The organism is Stenotrophomonas sp. SMYL11, assembly GCF_036320005.1.
Classification (GTDB): domain Bacteria; phylum Pseudomonadota; class Gammaproteobacteria; order Xanthomonadales; family Xanthomonadaceae; genus Stenotrophomonas; species Stenotrophomonas maltophilia_A.
Window position 1 is genome coordinate 194,579 of the sequence record NZ_JAWIRS010000004.1, and the last position, 17,906, is coordinate 212,484.

The window sequence follows — 17,906 nt, forward strand, 5'->3', positions numbered from 1 at the left end:
TCAGCCGCCTTGGTCCGGTGATGCGTTCGGACGATGGCCCGGGCGGGCCAGCAGCAGATGCGAGACGCCGATCGAACGTTCCAGGAAGCCGCCCTCGCAATAGGCCAGATAGAACTCCCACAGCCGGCAGAAGCGCGCATCAAAGCCCTGCGCCTGCACAGCGGGGAGCTGGGCCAGGAAGCGTTGGCGCCATGCGCGCAGGGTCAGTGCGTAGGAGTGGCCGAAGTCCTGCTGGGCGATCAACTGCAGGTCGCTGGATCGGGTCTTGGCGGCCATGATCGCGTTGATCGATGGGATGAAGCTGCCCGGGAACACATAGCGCTTGATGTAGTCGACGCTGCGCCGGGCCTGTTCGTAGCGATGGTCCTCGATGGTGATGGCCTGCAGCAGGGCAACGCCATCCGGCTTGAGCAGGCGTTGCAGCGTAGCCATGTAGGTGTCCAGGTACTCGGCGCCGATGGCCTCGATCATCTCGATCGAGACCAGCTTGTCGAATTGGCCCTGCAGGTCGCGGTAGTCCTGCATCAGTAGCGTGACCTGGTCCTGCAGCCCTGCATCCCGCACGCGCTGGGTGGCAAGCGCATGCTGCTCGGCAGAGATGGTGGTGGTGGTGATATGGCAGCCGTAGTACTGGGCGGCATGTACCGCGAAGCCACCCCAGCCGGTGCCGATTTCCACTACGCGGTCGCCTGGCTTGAGCTGCAGCTGCTGACAGATGTGGTCCAGCTTGCGCCGCGAAGCGGATTCCAATGACTCGGATTCGCTGGTGAACAGCGCCGACGAGTACATCAGGTCCGGCGACAGGAACAGGGCAAAGAAGTCGTTGCCCAGATCATAGTGCGCGGCAATGTTGCGGCGGCTGCCTTCACGGCTGTTGCGGCGCAGGCGGTTCCAGCCCCGCAGCAGCCAGCCTCCCACACGGGCCGGGCCACGCTCCATGCCATCCAGCAGGTCGCGATTGCGCACCAGCAGCCGGATCAGTGCCACCAGGTCATCGCAGTGCCACTCGCCCTGGATGTAGCTTTCACCTGCACCCACACTGCCTTGCGCAGCAACTTTGCGATAGAACGCCGGGTCATCGATGGTGACGGTGACATGCAGTTCGCCGCGGGCATCGCCCAGCCAGACTTCGCCAAGTGCATCGCGCACGCACAGCCGACCGTCGCGCAAGGGGGCAAGCTGGGCCAGCAGGCGGCGGCGCAGGAAAGCATCCAAGGCACCGGGGCGCGGCAGCGCGACCGAAGGAGTCATCGAGTTCATCGCGGTTTCTCGGCAAGAGTGGGGTGGTCATGCACCGGGTTGCGTTTCAACCACAGCCGCAGTGCGTGCCAGTGAATGGCGGCCACCACCTGGGTGGTCATCAGGGGATAGCAGGCCAGGACCCGAGCCAGCCCGCGGCCATCCAGGGCACGCCGCTGCATGGCCTGGGTGGCATCGAACTGACGCACGCCGTCGCGCCAGACCTGCATGTGCACGCGCAGGTCCTGGTCCGGGCGGTTGAACCGCCAGTCGTAGCGGCAGTCCATCTGCATGAACGGCGAGACATGGAAGCGTTTGTCGAACTGCCAACGCAGTGAACTGCCTTCGTGCGTGGCGGTAGCGACCGGCAGCACATAGGCGTGCCGCTCCTTCCAGGGCGTGTTGGTGATCTCGGCGACAATGCAGTCCAGCGTGCAGCCGTCGGCCTGGTAGCAGTAGTAGAAGCTGACCGGGTTGAACACTTGCCCGGCAAAGCGAAGATGGGTGAGCAGGCGCACCGGGCCGGTCGGCCGGTAGCCAAGCGTGTGGGCAGCGTGATCGCGTATGGCATCGGCCAGTGGCCGTGCGGGATCGCCGAAGTAGTCGCTGCGGCGGAACTCGGCCAGGTTGCGGCGATTGACCGACCACAGCCAGCGCCCGGCGAACACCGTGTCCAGCTCATCCAGATCAAGGAACAGCTGGGCGATGGGGTAGCGGAATGCATGCGGATGCGGATGATGCCGGCGATGCATCACCTGCCCGATATAGAGCGCGCTGGCGCTCATGCGGCCACCTCGCCGGGAGCGGCCATGACGCGGTGCGGTTCGCAGGTGCGCAGTGCATCGACCACGCGTCGGGCGCTGCGGATGCCGTCCTCATGGAAGCCCCAGCCCCAGTAGGCGCCCGCGAACCAGGTGTGGCGGCGGCCCTGCAGCTCAGCCCAGCGCTGTTGCGCGCGCACTGCCGCATGGTCGTGCACCGGGTGCGCATAGTGCAGGGTGCGCAGCACCTGGGACGGGTCGATCGCCGCGCTGCGGTTGAGCGTTACCACCAGGGGTGTGCTGCCGGGCAGGCCCTGCAGCAGGTTCATGCAGTAGCTGACAGTGCAGGGCGCGGCACGATCCTCTGGCACGTGCGCGTTCCACGCGGCCCACGCCTTGCGGTTGCGCGGCAGCAACGAGGCATCGGTATGCAGCAGCGCCTCGTTGGATTGATAGCGGATGGCGCCGAGGACCTCACGCTCGATGGCATCGGCGTCGGCCAGCAACGCCAGCGCCTGGTCGCTGTGGCAGGCCAGGATCACCTGGTCGAAGGCCTCCGCGCCGGCGGCGCTGTGCACGCGCGCGCCCCAGGGCATGCGTTCGACCATCCTGACCGGGCATTGCAGCCGCTCATGCACGCGCCAGCGGCGACGCAGCGCATCCACGTAGCGCGCCGATCCGCCGCTGACCACTCGCCAGTTCGGGCGCCCGGTCATCTGCAGCATCTGGTGATTGGCCATGAACTGGGCCAGGTAGCGCGCCGGGAAGTCCTGCACGGTGGCGGTCGGTGAGGACCACAGTGCCGAGGCCATTGGCAGCAGGTGCTCGTCGATGAAAGCCTCGCCATAGCGCTGGCTGCGCAGGTACTCGCCGAGCGTGGGGCTGTCTTCCTCGGCCAGCAGCAACGGCGCATCCCGATAGAACCGGCGCAGGTCGGCCAGCATTCCCCAGAATCGAGGTGACACCAGGTTGCGGCGCTGGCAGAACAGGCCATCCAGCGAGGTGGCGTTGTACTCCACGCCGCTGCGCTCGCTGTGCATCGAGAAGCTCATCGTGGTCGGCTGCGAAGCTACGCCAAGCTCGTCGAACAATGCGGTCAGCAGCGGATAGTGCTGGGGATTGAACACGATGAACCCGGTATCCACCGCCATGCGTGTGCCACCCACCTCCACGTCGTGCGTGTGGGTATGGCCACCCAGGTAGTCGTTGGCCTCGAACAGCGTGACGTCGTGCTGGCCATCGAGCCACCAGGCACTGGCCAGCCCCGCGATGCCCGAGCCGATGACGGCGATGCGCATGTCAGTACCTCGCCTTGGCCAGGACCCACTCGGGGATGGGCTTGAGACCTTTGACCAGGCCCAGCGCCGCCATCGCGCGCAGTCCGTACCAGGTCAAGTCCACTTCCCACCAGCGGAAGCCCTGGCGGACAGTGCCGGGGAAGAAGTGGTGATTGTTGTGCCAGCCTTCGCCGAAGGTGAGCAGCGCCAGCCAGAGGTTGTTGCGGCTGTCATCGCGGGTCTCGAAGCGGCGGCGGCCGAATCGATGCGCCAGCGAATTGATGGTGACGGTGGCATGGAACAGCACCACGGTGGAAATGAAGAAACCCCACACCAGCAACTGCGGGCCCGTGGTGTGCAGCCCTGGCGCCCACCGCTCCAGCGCGGCGCCCAGTGCATACAGTGCTGCGGCCAGCAGTATCGGCACTGCCGTATCGAAGCGGTCCAGCCAGCGCAGCTCGGGGAAGCGCGCCAGGTCCGGTACCCGTGACAGATCGGTGGCGAACGCCTCGCGGGTCAGGAACCAACCCATGTGGCTGCGCCAGAAGCCGCCCTCGCGTGGCGAGTGCGGATCCAGCGGCTGGTCGGCATGCCGATGGTGATGGCGATGATGGGCGGCCCACCACAGCGGCCCGCGCTGTACGCTGGCGGCGCCGATCACCGCGAACACGAACTGCACCGTTCGCGATGCCTGGAAGGTCCGGTGCGAGAAATAGCGGTGATAGAACGCCGTGATGGCGAACATGCGCATCGTATAGAGCACTGCGGCGACGATCACCGCTGTCCATGAGATTCCGACCCAGAGCACAGCGATGCAGGCCAGGTGCATCAGTGCGAATGGCACGGCGCGCAACCAGTCGATGCGGCCGGGCTGTTCGCCGGTAGTCTCTGCGACGCTGCCGGTGTCGATCCACCGCTGCAGCGTACGCAGCAGGCGCCAGCGTCGACGGGGGAGGGGCGCTACAGAGGCCATTGGGAGATCTCGGCGGGTGTCGTGTCTTCCTGTACGCAGCAGGATGCGCAATGGATGCGCCACGGCGCAGTAAATTTCGGCTTCACCCGGGCGTCACGACGCAGCGCTCAACGAGCGGCTGCGTCCACGCCTGCCGCCAGTCGCTTGCCGGTCGCTCTGCAGCTGGCGAGCTGAAGCTCACCGTCACCTGCGGATAAGTGCCGCGTGCATCGCGCAGGTTGCTGGTACCGCGGAATTCCAGCAGGCGGCGGTCGGCGCTGGCATAGACCAGTGACAGACGCGGTGCGATACCGCCGTACCAGGTGTCCAGACTGACGTCGATCGACTGGCCTTCAATACCCTGCCAACGTACCGTACCGATGCGCCGCACCTGCACCGGGAAGTAGCGCTGCCTCCCCGGCACCAGGAAGGGCAGGCTGATGCGTTCGCCGCGCAGCAGCGCCGGCCAGTGCAGGCGCACCGCGGCGTCGAACCCTGCATCGATCACCGCGTCCGGCGGTAGTTCAAGCCGGCGCTGACGCGGCTGGCTGGCGGCATCTTCCTTCCAGACAATCGACACCGAGTCGCCAGTGGCGTCGACTTCGGCGGTCTGGCCGCTGCGGCGGTCCTGCAGCGAATAGCTCCGTGCCTGCGGGCGGGCGCTGGAGGGCAGATGCTTGCGGGCGAAGGGCTGGCCATCCGGGCACTGGTACAGCACCCAGCGCTCGGCACCCTCCGTTGCCTCGCGCCGCCAGTGCACTTCACGGTAGAGGATGTCGCCCTGCGCGGAGGTGGCTACACCCTCACTTCGCAGCCAGGGTGCCGCCAGCGCGGCATGGGGCAGGCACAGCAGCAGCCAGGCAGTGCGCATGGTGTTCATCCGGAAGTGCAGGTCTCTCCGGTCATACGGCGCGGGCGCCCGGTTGGATGCACAGTGCCGACTGCATCCAATGTCTGCTCCTGCGCGTATAGAGGACAGACCTTCACCTGCCCGCCGCGAACGCAGATGTACCCTGACGCCGCCAGCACACTCCTCAACTTCGATACCGCACGCACCGTGTCCAGTTCCCAGCAGCCGAGCAGCGAGCCGACGAACTGGGCCGGTGACATGGACGGCGTGGCGCGGCTGCGCGACCGCGAGTGTTTCATGCGGATCTACGACTACTTCATGCCGCGACTGTGCGTGTACCTGCGCGGCCTGGGTGCACTCGATGCCGTAGCCGAGGAGCTGGCGCAGGAATGCCTGTTGCGCCTATGGCTGCGGGCCGCCGATTTCGATCCGGCACAGGGGGCGCTGAGTACGTGGCTGTATCGCATCGCCCGCAACCTGCATATCGATCGAGTGCGCCGTGAGCGCAGCTGGATGCAGGTGCAGGCGGCGGTGGAGGACGCGGCGACGCTGGATGTGATCGAGCGCAGCAGTGCCGAGCAGTTCGCCGATCAGGCGCGTCTGCGCCAGCGCATCAACGAGCTGCCTGCGGTGCAGGCGCGGCTGGTGCGTATGTCCTATTTCGAAGCCAGGAGCCACAGCGAAATCGCCGAGGCACTGGGCATGCCGCTGGGGACGGTCAAATCGCACCTGCGCCGTGCCTTCCTGCAACTGCAGGCGAAAGTGGGAGGTGTGCTGTGAATCCGCGCCACCACCTGCACGAATCCACGCTGATGAGCTATGCCGCGGGTGCGTTGCCGGCGCCGTTGAGCATCGTGGCCGGCGCCCACCTGGAGCAGTGCCCGCAGTGCCGCCAGCGTCTGCGCGACGCTGAGGCGATCGGTTCGGTGCTGCTGGAGCAGACCCAGCCGCCTGCAACCGACGCGCGGCGCGAGCAGTTGCGCGAGGCTATGCTGATGCAGCTGGCCACGGAAACGCCGATGGCAATGGCGGAATCCCTGCGCCCTATGCCGGAGGAGCGGCCCGAGGCCGATCCCGATCATCTGCCGGCGTCACTGCATCCGTACTTTGGCACCTCGCTGGGTGATCTGCGCTGGCGTTGGATGGCGCCCGGCGTGCACTGCATCCGTGCCGAGCAGATGCCTTCGCTGATCATGCTGAAGATCGCCCCGGGCAAGTGCCTGCCCATGCACAGCCACGGCCGCAGCGAGCTGACCCAGATCCTGCGCGGTTCCTACAACGACGCGCTGGGGCTATTCGCGCCGGGTGACGTGGCGGATCTGGACGAGGAGGTGGAGCACCAGCCGGTGACCGCGCCGGGTGTGCCATGCATCTGCGTGTCTGCGTTGGATGCACCTTTGGTGTTCAGCGGTTGGCTGGCGCGGAAGATCCAGCGTTTCGTGAAACTGTGAGGCGGGTGCGATGATGGTCGAGACAGGTGCATTACGGATTCTGTTGACCGGTGCAGCAGGCCTGGTCGGGCAGGGTGTGGTGTTGGCCTGCCAGCGCTCACCGCAGGTCTCCCGCCTGACCGCGCTGGTCCGCCACCCGGGTAGTCTGAGCGGCACCGGCAGCGAGCTGATCGTGCCGGACTTTCTGCGTATCCTGGATCGGGTGGAGGACCTGGCCGGGTTCGATGCATGCTTCTACTGCGCCGGCGCTCCGCCGGTGGGCACCGCCGAGGCCGAGTACCGACGCGTTACCGTGGACACCACACTGGCGGTAGCCCGTGCCTGGGCGGCTGCGAATCCCGACGGATGCTTTCTGTATGTATCCGGTGCGGGTGCGGACCCTCGAAGCCGGCTGATGCCGCTGAGGGTCAAAGGCGAGGCCGAGGTTGCTTTGCAGGCCCTGCCGATGCGCTCGGTGATGCTGCGCCCGGGTGGCGTCACGCCGGTCGCGGGAACCGGCACCCGTCATGCCCTGTTGAAGCCCTTGTACTGGGGCGGCGCGCCGTTGATGAAGCTGGCAGGTGCAATTGCGCCTTCGTTGATGACCAGCAATCTGGCCCTGGGCCAGGCGATGATTGCGCTCGCCTGCAGGGAGCATCCGCCGGCCACGGTGGAGTGCGCGGACATCAACCGGATCGCCGCTGGCACGCGCGATCCGGCGTCCTGACCTCAGTGCGGCGTCGCCCCCAGCGCGGTGCGTACCGCCGCTGCAAGATCACTGCGGGTAAACGGCTTTGGCAGCAATGAAACGGCGCGTCCCTGGCTGCCCACCTGGTCGTGGTCGCGTGGATAGCCCGAAGTGAACAGCACGGAGACTTCCGGCCAGCGTTCCCGCACTTCACGCACCAGCTCCCAACCCGACATGCCGGGCATCACCACGTCCGAGAACAACAGATCCACCTTGGTGTCGGGGCGTTCCAGCAGCCGCAGTGCGGAGGGGCCGTCGTGGGCTTCCAGCACGCGGTACCCGAGCAGCCGCAGCGCATCCACCGTGTGGGCGCGGACATCGTCATTGTCCTCGGCCACCAGGATGGTCTCCTCGCGTGGTGCGTAACCGGCCAGGCCGGTCTGTGGTGCGCTGGTCTCGCAGGGCAGGGCCAGTGTCGAACGCGGGAACATCATGGTGATGCTGGTGCCGCCGCCTTCCACCGAGTCGATCAGCACATGGCCGCCGGATTGCTTGACGAAGCCATGCACCATGGACAGGCCAAGCCCGGTGCCGCGGCCAACCTGCTTGGTGGTGAAGAACGGCTCGAACACGCGCGCGAGGGTGGCCGCATCCATGCCGTGGCCGTTGTCGCGGACCCGCAGCATCACGTATTCGCCAGGGGCTGCATCGGGGAACAGGGCGGCGTAGTCGTGGTCGAGATGGCTGTTGTCCACCTCGATCACCAGCCGGCCGCCATGGGGCATGGCATCGCGGGCGTTGACGGCCAGGTTCAGTACGGAGGCCTCCAGCTGGCTGACGTCGATCTCGACGCACCAGACGTCCTCGGCGGCGCGGATTTCCAGCTGCACCAGCTCACCCAGCGCACGCTGCAGCATGTCATGCATGTCCAGCAGCCGGTCGTTGAGATTGGCAGCCTGGCTGTGCAGCGGCTGGCGCCGGGCAAATGCCAGCAGGCGCTGGGTCAGGCTGGCGGCACGGCCCACGCCCTTGAGGGCATTGTCCAATGCACGGCTGACCATGGCGCCCGGCTCGCCGGCACGTTCGCTGAGCAGCATGGCATGTTCGACATTGCCGGAAATCACCGTCAGGATGTTGTTGAAATCGTGGGCGATGCCGCCGGTGAGCTGGCCCACCGCTTCGATCTTCTGTGACTGGCGCAGCGCATGCTCGGCCTGCAGGCGGGCAGTGGTTTCCACTGCCTCCGATACCACCGCCGTCACTGCGCCTTCGGCATCCAGCAGCGGACGGAACGAGAAATCGTAGCTGCGGCGGCCGGTGGGCAGCTCCAGATCCAGTGCATGCAGCGAGCTGTGCCCGTTCGCGGCAGCGGCAACGGCCTGATCCACCAGGGTGCCGGCGTCGCCGCTGGTGGCGAACCACAACGATTGCCCATAGCGTTGGCCCACAACGTCGGGCTTGTCGGCCAGTACGGCAGCCAACGACGCGACATTGGCGTCAACCACGCGGCCATCCAGGTCCAGCAGCACCTGATGCTGGAAACTGGATTCGAAAATGGCCTGCAAGCGTCGCTTGCTGGCCCGCAGTTCGGCGGTGCGCGCCTGCACCTGCCGTTCAAGCAGTTGGTTGTCTTCGCGCAAGGCGAGCTCGGCCTGCTTCAGCCCGGAGACGTCGCTGCCCAGGCAGATGTAGCCCACCACGGCGCCATCGGCGCCTCGCTCCGGTACGCAGTCCATTTGCACGAAGCGCGATTCACCGCTGCGGTGGGCCAGTTCCACCTGGAAGCGAGTGCGCTCGCCCTGCAGCACCCGTTCGATGCTGGGCAGGGCGTGTTCAAACGCGGAAATGCCGCTGACATCGCGCGCCGTGCGGCCCAGCAGCTCGGCCAGGCTGACCCCATGCCAGTCCAGGAAGGCCTTGTTGGCGAAACGGTAGCGATGCTCCTTATCGAGCTGGGCGATCAGTGCCGGCACGGCATCGGTCACCTGCTGCAGCTGGGCCTGGCTGTCATTCAGGGCGGCCTGCGCGTGAGCCAGCTGGGTGCGCTCGTGCGCCTCCTGGCGGGCGCGGCGAATCGCATCCGGCAGGCGTTGCAGGCGCTGCTTGACCACGTAATCGCGTGCGCCACGGGTCAGGGCCTGTACCGCCAGCTCCTCGGTGAGCGTGCCGGAGACGAAGATGAAGGGCGTCTGCGGGATCCGCTCGCGCGCCAGCGCCAGCGCGGCGTCGCCATCGAATCCGGGCAGCACGTGATCGGCCAGGATCACATCGAAGGCGCGATTCTCGATCGCCTCGATGAAGGCATTGCGTGTCCATAGGCGCTCGGCCTCGAAGTCGAGGCCAGCCCGCTGCAGTTGTGCGGTGATCAATTCCGCATCAAGCGCGCTGTCCTCCAGCATGAGGATGCGCAGGCGCTCGCTGCGGCGCGATCCATCACGCATTGTGCTGCCCCGAGCCGTTGGGGCGATGCGGCGGTGGCTGGTTGGTGATGCCCCAGAACATGCCCAGTCCCTGGATAGCGTCGAAGAACTCCTTGAAGTCCACTGGCTTGACCACGAATGCGTTGACGCCCAGTTCGTAACTGCGCACCAGATCCTGTTCTTCGCGGGAGGAGGTCAGCATCACCACCGGTGTGCTGCTCAGGTTCGAATCGCCACGGACCTGCTCCAGTACCTCCAGGCCGTTCACCTTGGGCAGCTTCAGGTCAAGCAGCACCACCACCGGGCCGCCGTGGTTGGCGCCGGCGAATTTGCCTTCGCAGCGCAGGTAATCGAGCGCTTCGGCGCCGTCACGTACATGGATGACATCGTTCAGCAACTGGCAACGCGACAGTGCCGCCAGCGTCAGCTCTGCATCCTTGGGGCTGTCCTCTACCAAGAGGATCGGCCGCAGGTCCCTCATGGGTGATCTCCTGTGGAACGGGGTAGGGTGAAATGGATCGTGGCGCCCTTGCCTGGCTCGCCCTCGGCCCAGGTGCGGCCGCCATGACGGCCGATGATGCGGCGGACATTGGCCAGGCCGATGCCCGTGCCTTCGAATTCCTCGACGTGATGCAGGCGCTGGAACACGCCGAACAGCTTGTCCACGTAGCGCATGTCGAAGCCGCAGCCGTTGTCGCGTACGAAGAAATGGTCTTCGTCGACGTTGCGCTCGTGACCGATCTCTATCACTGCCTGGTCGCGCTCGCGGGTGAACTTGATCGCGTTGGCCAGCAGGTTCTGCCAGACCAGGCGCAGCATCGTCGGGTCGGCCTCGACCTCCGGCAGCGGTGCAAGCGTCCACTGCACGTCGCGTCCTGCGTAGTCCAGCGCCAGGCTCCTCCGGACATCCTCGGCCAGAGCCGCCATGTCCAGCCGCACCCGGCCGAGCGTGGAACGGCCCATCTGCGAGAAGCTGAGCAGGTCATCCACCAGCGTTCCGGCAGATTTGGCCGACTCCACGATCGTATCCAGGAAGCGGCGCTCGGTGTCGTTGAGGCGTTCGCCGGCCGAGCTGCCCAGCAGCTCCGAGTAACCGACGATGTGGCGGAAGGGCGCGCGCAGGTCGTGGCTGACCGAATAGGAAAACGCTTCGAGTTCCTTGTTACTGCGGATCAGCTGCTCGTTGAGCTCGGCCATTTCCTCGGCCTTGCGCAGCACGATGTCGACGATGGCGGTGCGCATCTCGAGGGCGGCATCGCGGTCGGCGTCGTTCCACGGCAGGCTGCGCTGCTGAACGATTTCCTTCCAGGCCTCGAAGGAGCTGCGCGGCGAAAGTGCTACGTCGGGTGCTGCGGTCTTGCGTGGATCGCCGCCCCAGCGCACGGTACGCACCACCTCCGGTCGGAACCACATCAGGTAGCTGTCGTGCAGCTGCGAGATGGACACCGCCAGTACGCCGCTGGCCACGTCGGACAGGCGCGCACCGGGCGCCCAGTCGGCTGCCAGATGGTCACTGCAGTACGTTTCCTGCCCGGCCTGCTGTGCGGCCAGCCAATCGGCCAGTGCCAACACGTCGGTTGCGGGCGGGCACTGGCCCACGCGCATGCAGTCGCCCTTGTGCACGATGGCGGCGCCTGCCGCGCCGGTCAGCGACAGCAGGCTGGCTTCATCGTGGCGCAGCGCAGCCATGAAATCCTCGTCGCCGGCCATGCGTGCCAGCAGCTTGACCAGCACCGAGCGGCGCGCCACGCGCTCTTCGATGGCACGTGCGCGCTCCTTCAGCGCGATCTGCAGCGACAGGATCTGGCCCATGAACTCACAGGCGGTGCGAACGTGGTAGGGCAGGCGGCGCGGCTGCACCGTGTGGCAGGACACCAGGCCCCACAGCTGGCCTTCATGCACAAGCGAGACCGACATCGACGCGCCGGTGCCCATGTTGCGCATGTACTGCAGGTGCACCGGCGAAACGCTGCGCAGCACGGCCAGGCTCAGGTCAGTGGCCGGTGCATCGCGATACTCCTCGCTGCGCGTCAGCGGGGCAGGGGTGTAGTTGTTGTCCGCGATCAGGCGTACCCGGTTGCGCCGGTACAGCTCGCGGGCCTGGGCCGGGATGTCCGATTCGGGGAAGCGCAGGTCCAGGTAGGACGGCAACAGGCCGTTGCCATCCTCCGCGACCACGATACCGTTCCAGCCGGCATCGAACTGGTAGACCAGGGTGCGATCGAAGCCGGTCAGCCGGCGCATGTGCGCGGCCGCCAGCTGGCACAGATCTTCCACGGTGCTGGCGGACTCGATGCCGGTCATCAGTTCGCGGATGGACGGATACAGTTCTTCCAGCGAACCAGGTTGCCCGGGAACCGGTGCCTCCAGCTCGATCAGCAGATCGGTGGCGGAGCGATGCAGCAGCAGCTGATGCCGGCCGTGGCCGTCCAGGTGCACAGCGCCGACATGGGCGCTGCTGCCCACCGTGGCCTGCTGGAACAGCGCCTGGAAAGGCGCCAGCACGCCGCCGAGCACCTCGCTGACATGCTGCGTCAAAGGCTCGCCGAACTGCTGCAGCAGCCCTGGCTGGCCGATGGCGCGCTCACGCACCCGCAGTGACTGTGGCTCCACTACCAGAAGCACGCCGTATGGCTGGATGGCACCAGGAGTGTGGATCGGTTCGCGCGCACAACGGGACTGGGCAGTGTCGTGCGTGGACTCGGCAGAAGGCATCAAGGGCGGGACTCATGATTCGTGGATGGCTGGAATGGCCCAGCGGCGCATCCGGGCGCATCCGGTAGGCGAGGATGGTGAAGCAAAATCGTGCATTCGCCTACCAGCACGTGCGCGTGAAGAACGTTTCATTCAAACCTGAATTATTCATCTGGACCTTACAACAGCATTTGCATGTTTCGCGAAAGGTACATGCGCGCTGCACGTGCGCTCGACACCGACTTGCCTAGGGTGAACGCACATTCCTGAGTGACCACGCCCTGTGAACCTGCAGACCTTGCCTTCAACCCCATACCACATGCTTGCCGACAGCTGCCAGTTTGAACTTCTGGACGTGGATGTGCTGCAGGACCCGGGCAGTGGTCGCCTGCTCCACCTGTACTCGCTGGTTGCGCGGTGCATGAGCTGCGAAACGGTGTTCAAGGCCGAGGAGGGGCAGGGACTGGTCAGCCACACCGCCGCACGGGTGGTGCGGTGCCCCACAGGTTGTGGCCAGCAGGCGTTCAAGCCGGCGTTGCTGCGTGCATGGCAGCCGCAGCGCGTCGCACAGGCCTGAGGTTGCTGATACGGGGTCACAGCAGCCCGGGATTGGCACGCCACACCGCGAAGTTCAGCGCCGAGGCGAACGATATCCAGGCCAGATAAGGCAGCAGCATCACCGCCGCGCCGCGGTGGATGCGGGCGAATGCAACGGTTGTTGCGCACACCAGCGTGATCAGTACCAGGATGTCAACGAAGGCGAGCGCGCCCAGCTTCCAGCCGAAGAACAGCCAGCTCCATAGCGCATTGACGGCCAGCTGCAGCAGATAGAGCGTCAGCGCCGGTTGTGCGCTGCGCCAGCCACGTTCGCGCCAGACCAGCCACGCCGCAATGGCCATCATCGCGTAGAGCAGGCTCCACACCGGACCAAACACGCTGGCAGGCGGAGCCCAGGCAGGCAGGGCGAGGGTGGCGTAGAAGCTGGCTGCGGAGGTCGATGCCCAGGCGCCGACTGCCGCCGCCGCAAACGTGACCACGCCCCATCCCAGAAGACCCGCAACCTGTGAACGCCGCTTCATTCCGTGCCGCTCCATCCTGCGTTTACCCGCTCATACGAACGGAGGCGGCAGATGGATGCAGCCCCGGGGCGATCAGTCTGAAGAGCCCGCGGCGCTTCCACTTTGCCCACCCGGCAACAGCGAAGGGCGCTGATCGAACCATTCGCGCGCCTTGGCCAGATGCCACTGGCGCTGTTCGCCATCAAGCTCGATGCCGGCGCCCAGCAGCCCCCAGCGCAGGTAGAGATCGCCACGCTTGCGCTGCTCCAGAAGATCCAGCCGCGCACGTACCGACAGGCGATCATTCTCGGCCCTCAGGCCGTCGATCAGCAGATGACCCGGGCGCCAGCGCAGCGTGGCCTGTGCATCGACCTGGCCGGAGTCGAGCAGCGACAGCGTCCAGCGCGGGTAGTCGGTGCGTTTGGCGAACACCGCCAGCAGGGGGCGTGCATCGCTCAGGGTCAGATCGGTGGTGGCGTCCACCTGGAACGGGGACTGCGCGTCGATGCGGCCCCGCTTGAACACAGCACGGCCTTTCCACGCGCTGCTGGAATCGGCGCCGGCCACCTGCACATTGCGCAGCTCCACGGTGGTGCCGGACAGATCGAAGTGGCGCTGGTTGAAGTCCCCGCGGCGAAGCGTCGCGTTCACGTCGACATCGCCGCCCATGTCCAGGCCGGCCACCTTGGCGCTGGCATTGCGGCCCAGCAGCCGCGCGGTGCCGTGGCCGACGCGGCCATCGGTGTCGAGCGTGGCGTCGCCGCTGAGGCTGCCGGTGCCACGCAGCAGGCGCACCTGTTGTGAGCCAAGGTAGCGGTTGTAAGCGGCCAGGTCAGGGATGGTCGCCTCGCTGAAACGCAACCGTGCGCGAACGCCCTTGCGCAGTTCCTGCAGGCGTCCATCGCCGGTGAGGTCCACGGCCAGGTCGCGCCCGTCGAACAGCCGTACGTCCTTCGCATCGCTGGGGCGCGCGGTGAAGCGGGGCAGCCGGATGGCCAGCTGTGCCTGGTTGGGGTTGCCTGCCTTCAGCTCGCCATGCGCGCTGGCCGTGCCGGCCAGGCGCACGCCGGCCACTTCGGCCACTGCTGCGGCCGAGGGAATGTCCACTGTGCTGCCTTCGATCAGTTCGCCATTGCGCAGGCGCAGATCCGCCTTCAGCGTGCCGCCGCCATCGAGCTGCAGCCATGGCTTGCGCACGAACAGGGCAGGGATCCAGTTGAGCGAGGTGAAGGCCCATTCGCCACGCACGGTACCGGAGCTGCGTTCCAGCAGCTGGGCAGGGTGCTGGAATGGAATCTCGCGCCCGGTGATGTGCAGGTCGGCATCGATGCCGGCGGCCGAATCCGGGCGTGGCGGCAGGCGGGCCTGCAGGCGCAGGTCGTTGGCCACACTGAGCTGCAGGGCCAGCACGCCGCGATCGGGCGCGCCATCGCCGAGGAAGAGCGGTACCTGCCAGAGTGCATGGTCACCGGGTTGCAGCTGGCCGTCGATCAAGTGGAGCGCCAGCTGCAGGTGTCCGGCCACGGGCGCGCTGGAGACCTTCGGCGATGTCGCATCCGTATCCATGCGCAGGCCCTGGCTGCGCGCATCCACCTCAAGTTGCGCATGCAGCAGCTTCAACTTGGCCAGGCCGGGCGCCTGGTCGCGATAGTGGCGCGGATAGCTGAAGCGCGCGGTCAGATCCATGTCGCCCAGCAGCTGCACGCCGTCATAACTGGTGTCTGCCGCGCTGAACGACACCTCGGAATCGAACAGCTCGGACGGCCCGCCACGCAGTTGCTTGAGGAACCCCACCGTGCCCTGGCCCTTGCCGATGATCAGCAGCTTGCCGAGCCGGGTACTGCGAATGCTGTCGCTGTGGATGGCGTCGAAACGCAGGGTCCAGCCCTGGTCGCTGCGCGGAGGCGACGGAATGGCGTCCTCGACGCGGCTGATCTCGGCAGACACGCCAGTGGCCTGCAATCGGGGGACCCGCACTTCGCGGCGGAACAGGGGCAGCACGGCCAATCGGGCGCTGGCACGCTCGGCATGCAGCACGTAGACGGTGTGGTTGACGTGGCCGCGCATGTGCACGTTCCAGGCAATCACATGGCCCGGCAGCAGCGTGATGGCCGGGCCGGTCGTCATCACGAACTTGTGCGGCTTGCGGTTGGTGACCTGGTCGAACAGCGGGGTATTGAGGAAGATGTTGCCGGCCAGCAGGTAGAGAACGTACACGCCCAGTAGAACGTAGCCAGCGACGCGCCATCGGCGGAACCGGTGTGGAGTGCGCGCGGGAGTGGGGGACATGTACTGCTCTAGAGGCCGGGATTTGCTCAACTATTGCGGAACTGATGGCGGTGGCGCGTGAAGCGGGTGCGGGGCACGTGCTGGATTCTGCTAGTGTCCGCCTTGCCCACTATGCCGAACCGCGGGGAATCGCATGGAGATCCGAGCTGCCACCGCCGGTGACTTCGACGCCATGTGGGCGATTTTCAAGGCGGCCATTGCGACGGAGGATTCGCTTCCGTTCGCCGGCACCTTCGAGGCCGGAACCTTTCGGAGCCACTGGTTCGGGGTGCAGCCGGCCTTTGTGGCCGTTCTGGAGGGGCGCGTGGCCGGAATGTACAAGATGGGTGCCAACTTCCCGGACCTGGGCGCGCACGTCGCCAGTGCCACCTACGTGGTCGATCCGCTGACGCAAGGGCGTGGCGTCGGGCGGGCGCTGGTGCAACACAGCCTGGATCGGGCCAGATCGGAGGGGTTCCTGGCCATGCAGTTCAACTACGTGGTCAGCACCAATGCGCCAGCGGTTGAGTTGTACCGGAAGCTGGACTTCGCCGTGGTCGGGACGCTACCGGCGGCGTTCCGGCATCGGGCGCTGGGGCTGGTTGACGTGTATGTGATGCACCGGTTCCTGTAGGACGACGCAGGGCAGGGGCTCACGGTGAGCGGGCGACACTGCTTCCACGCACGAAGGCCGCTGCCAGCCGCAGTGCATCGTTACTGCCACGATCGCCGCGCAGCGCGTCGGCCAGTCGGCCGGGCGTGACGCCGGTCCAGCGCACCAGGTCATGCGTGGCATGGGCCTGGTCGCTGTAACCGTGGCGCGCCGCAGCGGAGGCGATGCTGGTGGCTTCTCCATCCAGCGTGTGCAACAGAGCCTGCAGCCTGCAAACCCGGGCATATTCTTTCGGGGTCATGCCCACGGCCGCCAGAAAACGCGACTGCAAGCCACGCAGGGACATGCCAAGCCGCCGTGCCAGTTCGGCGATGCGCAGAGCGCCTTCCGCTGCATCCAGTTCCGCAACGGCCAGTTCGATGCGCTCGTCCAGCCCGAAGCTGGCACAACGATCCCGCAGCACCTGCCAGAGGGGCTCGGGCGTTCCGCTGGCGGCACTTGCCCGCGCGGCGGCGCTGAAGGTCTCGGCAAAGATGGCATCCAGCGTGTACAGGTCCGGCGCCTGGTCGCGAAGCCCGGGCAGGCGGACGCCGGCAATCAAGGCGCTCGCGGCCGGCTGCAGGCGCACGCCGATGCAGGAAACCGGGCCGACAGCCTGCAGACGAATCGGGCCGCATTGCTGTGCAGCGAAGCAGAACGGCAGATCGGAGCGGATCCGGCCATCTGCCCCATGAAGATGCAGCGGCACGCCCAGTTCCGCCAGCAACTCGCAGCGGCCATCGGGATAGATGACCTGCACGTCATGGCCGGGGGCTTCGTCCCGCAGCCACCAGAGGCACTGGACATGACGGCGCAGGTCGTCGGGGGCAGGGTGCTCGCGGTAGTCCATGCGGCATCGGACGCCATCCTGCGCATTTTTACAAGCGCCCTTGGCGGCCCTGCCGCTAGCCTGCAGCCAACCCATCCAGGAGGTCTGTGCATGTTGAAGTCGAAGGTGGCGTTGCTGGGCGCAGGCCTGGCGTTGGGAAGCGGCGCGGCCATGGCTGCACCGGCCGAGTTCGACTGGCTGGCCGGGCATTGGTGTGGCGGCACCGAGGAGCGCAGGCTTGATGAGGTCTGGCTGCCCGAGGCCGGCGGCGCTTTGCTTGGGGTGTCGCGCACGCTGAGCCACGGCGATATGGAGTCATTCGAGTACATGCGCCTGGTGCCTGCAGACAAAGCGGCTGGCCTGCATGTGCAGCCCAATGGCGTGGCGCCAACCACATTCGTCATTGCTGACCACGGCGAAAACTGGGTGGTGTTCGAGAACCCGCAGCATGACTTCCCGAAGCGCATCGAGTACCGGCGTGATGGCACTGCGCTGAAGGCGAGCATCTCCGGTCCGGCAGATGATGGGAAGATCCTGCGGATTCCGTTTGACTATCGTCGTTGTGGGGATTGAGTGGGCAAGATGGCCCAAGGTGAGGCTTTGGGATCTGAGGGCTGGGAAGGCTCCGGTCGCTTGGGCGGCGATCCTGCTGTGAACATAATATACATTATGCGAAATGGTATCAGGCGCTTCGGTCAGCGCTGGTCCTCGTTCGTCGGCTCCGCTTGGCAATGGCTGGGCCTCTGGCTCGGCTCTTGCCTGCGACCTGGCACCCCGGCCAAGGATGA

18 protein-coding genes are annotated in these 17,906 nt (G+C 66.4%); 7 read left to right on the top strand and 11 right to left on the bottom strand.

Annotated features, from left to right (window positions below):
- The 5 genes from V3B46_RS09685 to V3B46_RS09705 form a co-directional block, all read right to left on the bottom strand.
- The gene (locus tag V3B46_RS09685; protein ID WP_329891801.1) at nt 1-1,260 is read right to left on the bottom strand and encodes a cyclopropane-fatty-acyl-phospholipid synthase family protein; all 1,260 of its coding nucleotides are present in this window, start codon (nt 1,258-1,260) and stop codon (nt 1-3) included.
- The gene (locus V3B46_RS09690) at nt 1,257-2,024 is read right to left on the bottom strand and encodes a DUF1365 domain-containing protein (protein WP_154263502.1); all 768 of its coding nucleotides are present in this window, start codon (nt 2,022-2,024) and stop codon (nt 1,257-1,259) included. The genes V3B46_RS09685 and V3B46_RS09690 overlap by 4 nt, the downstream gene beginning before the upstream one ends.
- Nucleotides 2,021-3,298, bottom strand: coding sequence for an NAD(P)/FAD-dependent oxidoreductase (locus V3B46_RS09695; protein WP_329891802.1), 1,278 nt, complete (start codon nt 3,296-3,298; stop codon nt 2,021-2,023). Before V3B46_RS09695 ends, V3B46_RS09690 begins: the two co-directional genes overlap by 4 nt.
- A 1-nt stretch (nt 3,299) precedes the next feature.
- On the bottom strand, nt 3,300-4,250 hold the full coding sequence (locus tag V3B46_RS09700; protein WP_329891803.1) for an acyl-CoA desaturase: 951 nt from the start codon (nt 4,248-4,250) through the stop codon (nt 3,300-3,302).
- Nucleotides 4,251-4,332: 82 nt separating this feature from the next.
- Nucleotides 4,333-5,100, bottom strand: coding sequence for a hypothetical protein (locus V3B46_RS09705; protein ID WP_329891804.1), 768 nt, complete (start codon nt 5,098-5,100; stop codon nt 4,333-4,335).
- Nucleotides 5,101-5,235: 135 nt separating this feature from the next.
- Here V3B46_RS09705 and V3B46_RS09710 point away from each other — a divergent pair, with 135 nt between their 5' ends.
- Genes V3B46_RS09710 through V3B46_RS09720 form a run of 3 tightly spaced genes read left to right on the top strand, consistent with a single transcriptional unit; the run spans nt 5,236 to nt 7,236 of the window.
- Nucleotides 5,236-5,859 carry a sigma-70 family RNA polymerase sigma factor gene (locus V3B46_RS09710; protein WP_154263506.1) on the top strand — a complete coding sequence of 208 codons (624 nt, stop codon included), beginning with the start codon at nt 5,236-5,238 and terminating at the stop codon, nt 5,857-5,859.
- Nucleotides 5,856-6,530: a ChrR family anti-sigma-E factor gene (locus V3B46_RS09715; RefSeq protein ID WP_154263507.1), complete on the top strand. Its 675-nt coding sequence runs from the start codon at nt 5,856-5,858 to the stop codon at nt 6,528-6,530. The genes V3B46_RS09710 and V3B46_RS09715 overlap by 4 nt, the downstream gene beginning before the upstream one ends.
- Nucleotides 6,531-6,543: 13 nt before the next feature.
- Nucleotides 6,544-7,236: a Rossmann-fold NAD(P)-binding domain-containing protein gene (locus V3B46_RS09720; protein WP_329891815.1), complete on the top strand. Its 693-nt coding sequence runs from the start codon at nt 6,544-6,546 to the stop codon at nt 7,234-7,236.
- 2 nt (nt 7,237-7,238) lie between these two features.
- Here V3B46_RS09720 and V3B46_RS09725 read toward each other — a convergent pair whose 3' ends face one another.
- The 3 genes from V3B46_RS09725 to V3B46_RS09735 are packed head-to-tail and all read right to left on the bottom strand — an operon-like array spanning nt 7,239 to nt 12,332.
- On the bottom strand, nt 7,239-9,638 hold the full coding sequence (locus V3B46_RS09725; protein WP_329891806.1) for a response regulator: 2,400 nt from the start codon (nt 9,636-9,638) through the stop codon (nt 7,239-7,241).
- Complete coding sequence (locus tag V3B46_RS09730) at nt 9,631-10,098, bottom strand: response regulator (RefSeq protein WP_014037185.1); 468 nt, start codon at nt 10,096-10,098, stop codon at nt 9,631-9,633. Before V3B46_RS09730 ends, V3B46_RS09725 begins: the two co-directional genes overlap by 8 nt.
- The gene (locus V3B46_RS09735) at nt 10,095-12,332 is read right to left on the bottom strand and encodes an ATP-binding protein (RefSeq protein WP_154263509.1); all 2,238 of its coding nucleotides are present in this window, start codon (nt 12,330-12,332) and stop codon (nt 10,095-10,097) included. The genes V3B46_RS09730 and V3B46_RS09735 overlap by 4 nt, the downstream gene beginning before the upstream one ends.
- A 262-nt stretch (nt 12,333-12,594) precedes the next feature.
- On the opposite strand from V3B46_RS09735, the gene V3B46_RS09740 reads away from it, so the two are divergent.
- Nucleotides 12,595-12,888 (top strand): hypothetical protein, encoded by a 294-nt coding sequence (locus V3B46_RS09740; protein WP_154263510.1) that lies wholly within the window; start codon nt 12,595-12,597, stop codon nt 12,886-12,888.
- A gap of 16 nt (nt 12,889-12,904) precedes the next feature.
- Here V3B46_RS09740 and V3B46_RS09745 read toward each other — a convergent pair whose 3' ends face one another.
- Complete coding sequence (locus tag V3B46_RS09745) at nt 12,905-13,390, bottom strand: TspO/MBR family protein (protein WP_329891807.1); 486 nt, start codon at nt 13,388-13,390, stop codon at nt 12,905-12,907.
- Between the two features lie 72 nt (nt 13,391-13,462).
- Nucleotides 13,463-15,658, bottom strand: coding sequence for a hypothetical protein (locus tag V3B46_RS09750; protein WP_329891808.1), 2,196 nt, complete (start codon nt 15,656-15,658; stop codon nt 13,463-13,465).
- Nucleotides 15,659-15,791: 133 nt separating this feature from the next.
- Between V3B46_RS09750 and V3B46_RS09755 the strand changes: the two genes are divergently transcribed.
- Complete coding sequence (locus V3B46_RS09755) at nt 15,792-16,271, top strand: GNAT family N-acetyltransferase (RefSeq protein ID WP_329891809.1); 480 nt, start codon at nt 15,792-15,794, stop codon at nt 16,269-16,271.
- A 19-nt stretch (nt 16,272-16,290) separates the two neighbouring features.
- On the opposite strand, the gene V3B46_RS09760 is transcribed toward V3B46_RS09755, so the two are convergent.
- Nucleotides 16,291-17,139, bottom strand: coding sequence for a helix-turn-helix domain-containing protein (locus V3B46_RS09760; protein ID WP_329891810.1), 849 nt, complete (start codon nt 17,137-17,139; stop codon nt 16,291-16,293).
- Nucleotides 17,140-17,229: 90 nt separating this feature from the next.
- Here V3B46_RS09760 and V3B46_RS09765 point away from each other — a divergent pair, with 90 nt between their 5' ends.
- Together V3B46_RS09765 and V3B46_RS09770 are read left to right on the top strand one after the other, a co-directional pair.
- Nucleotides 17,230-17,691: a DUF6265 family protein gene (locus V3B46_RS09765; RefSeq protein WP_329891811.1), complete on the top strand. Its 462-nt coding sequence runs from the start codon at nt 17,230-17,232 to the stop codon at nt 17,689-17,691.
- Between the two features lie 9 nt (nt 17,692-17,700).
- On the top strand, nt 17,701-17,906 hold a 206-nt coding region (locus V3B46_RS09770; protein WP_329891812.1), incomplete at its 3' end, for a hypothetical protein.

Coding starts and splice junctions, on each gene's coding strand:
- V3B46_RS09755 (WP_329891809.1), top strand. CDS start 15,792: ATGGAGATCCGAGCTGCCACCGCCGGTGACTTCGACGCCATGTGGGCG.
- V3B46_RS09690 (WP_154263502.1), bottom strand. CDS start 2,024: ATGAGCGCCAGCGCGCTCTATATCGGGCAGGTGATGCATCGCCGGCAT.
- V3B46_RS09710 (WP_154263506.1), top strand. CDS start 5,236: ATGTACCCTGACGCCGCCAGCACACTCCTCAACTTCGATACCGCACGC.
- V3B46_RS09735 (WP_154263509.1), bottom strand. CDS start 12,332: ATGCCTTCTGCCGAGTCCACGCACGACACTGCCCAGTCCCGTTGTGCG.
- V3B46_RS09765 (WP_329891811.1), top strand. CDS start 17,230: ATGTTGAAGTCGAAGGTGGCGTTGCTGGGCGCAGGCCTGGCGTTGGGA.
- V3B46_RS09695 (WP_329891802.1), bottom strand. CDS start 3,298: ATGCGCATCGCCGTCATCGGCTCGGGCATCGCGGGGCTGGCCAGTGCC.
- V3B46_RS09725 (WP_329891806.1), bottom strand. CDS start 9,638: ATGCGTGATGGATCGCGCCGCAGCGAGCGCCTGCGCATCCTCATGCTG.
- V3B46_RS09730 (WP_014037185.1), bottom strand. CDS start 10,098: ATGAGGGACCTGCGGCCGATCCTCTTGGTAGAGGACAGCCCCAAGGAT.
- V3B46_RS09685 (WP_329891801.1), bottom strand. CDS start 1,260: ATGAACTCGATGACTCCTTCGGTCGCGCTGCCGCGCCCCGGTGCCTTG.
- V3B46_RS09750 (WP_329891808.1), bottom strand. CDS start 15,658: ATGTCCCCCACTCCCGCGCGCACTCCACACCGGTTCCGCCGATGGCGC.
- V3B46_RS09705 (WP_329891804.1), bottom strand. CDS start 5,100: ATGCGCACTGCCTGGCTGCTGCTGTGCCTGCCCCATGCCGCGCTGGCG.
- V3B46_RS09720 (WP_329891815.1), top strand. CDS start 6,544: ATGGTCGAGACAGGTGCATTACGGATTCTGTTGACCGGTGCAGCAGGC.
- V3B46_RS09745 (WP_329891807.1), bottom strand. CDS start 13,390: ATGAAGCGGCGTTCACAGGTTGCGGGTCTTCTGGGATGGGGCGTGGTC.
- V3B46_RS09700 (WP_329891803.1), bottom strand. CDS start 4,250: ATGGCCTCTGTAGCGCCCCTCCCCCGTCGACGCTGGCGCCTGCTGCGT.
- V3B46_RS09760 (WP_329891810.1), bottom strand. CDS start 17,139: ATGGACTACCGCGAGCACCCTGCCCCCGACGACCTGCGCCGTCATGTC.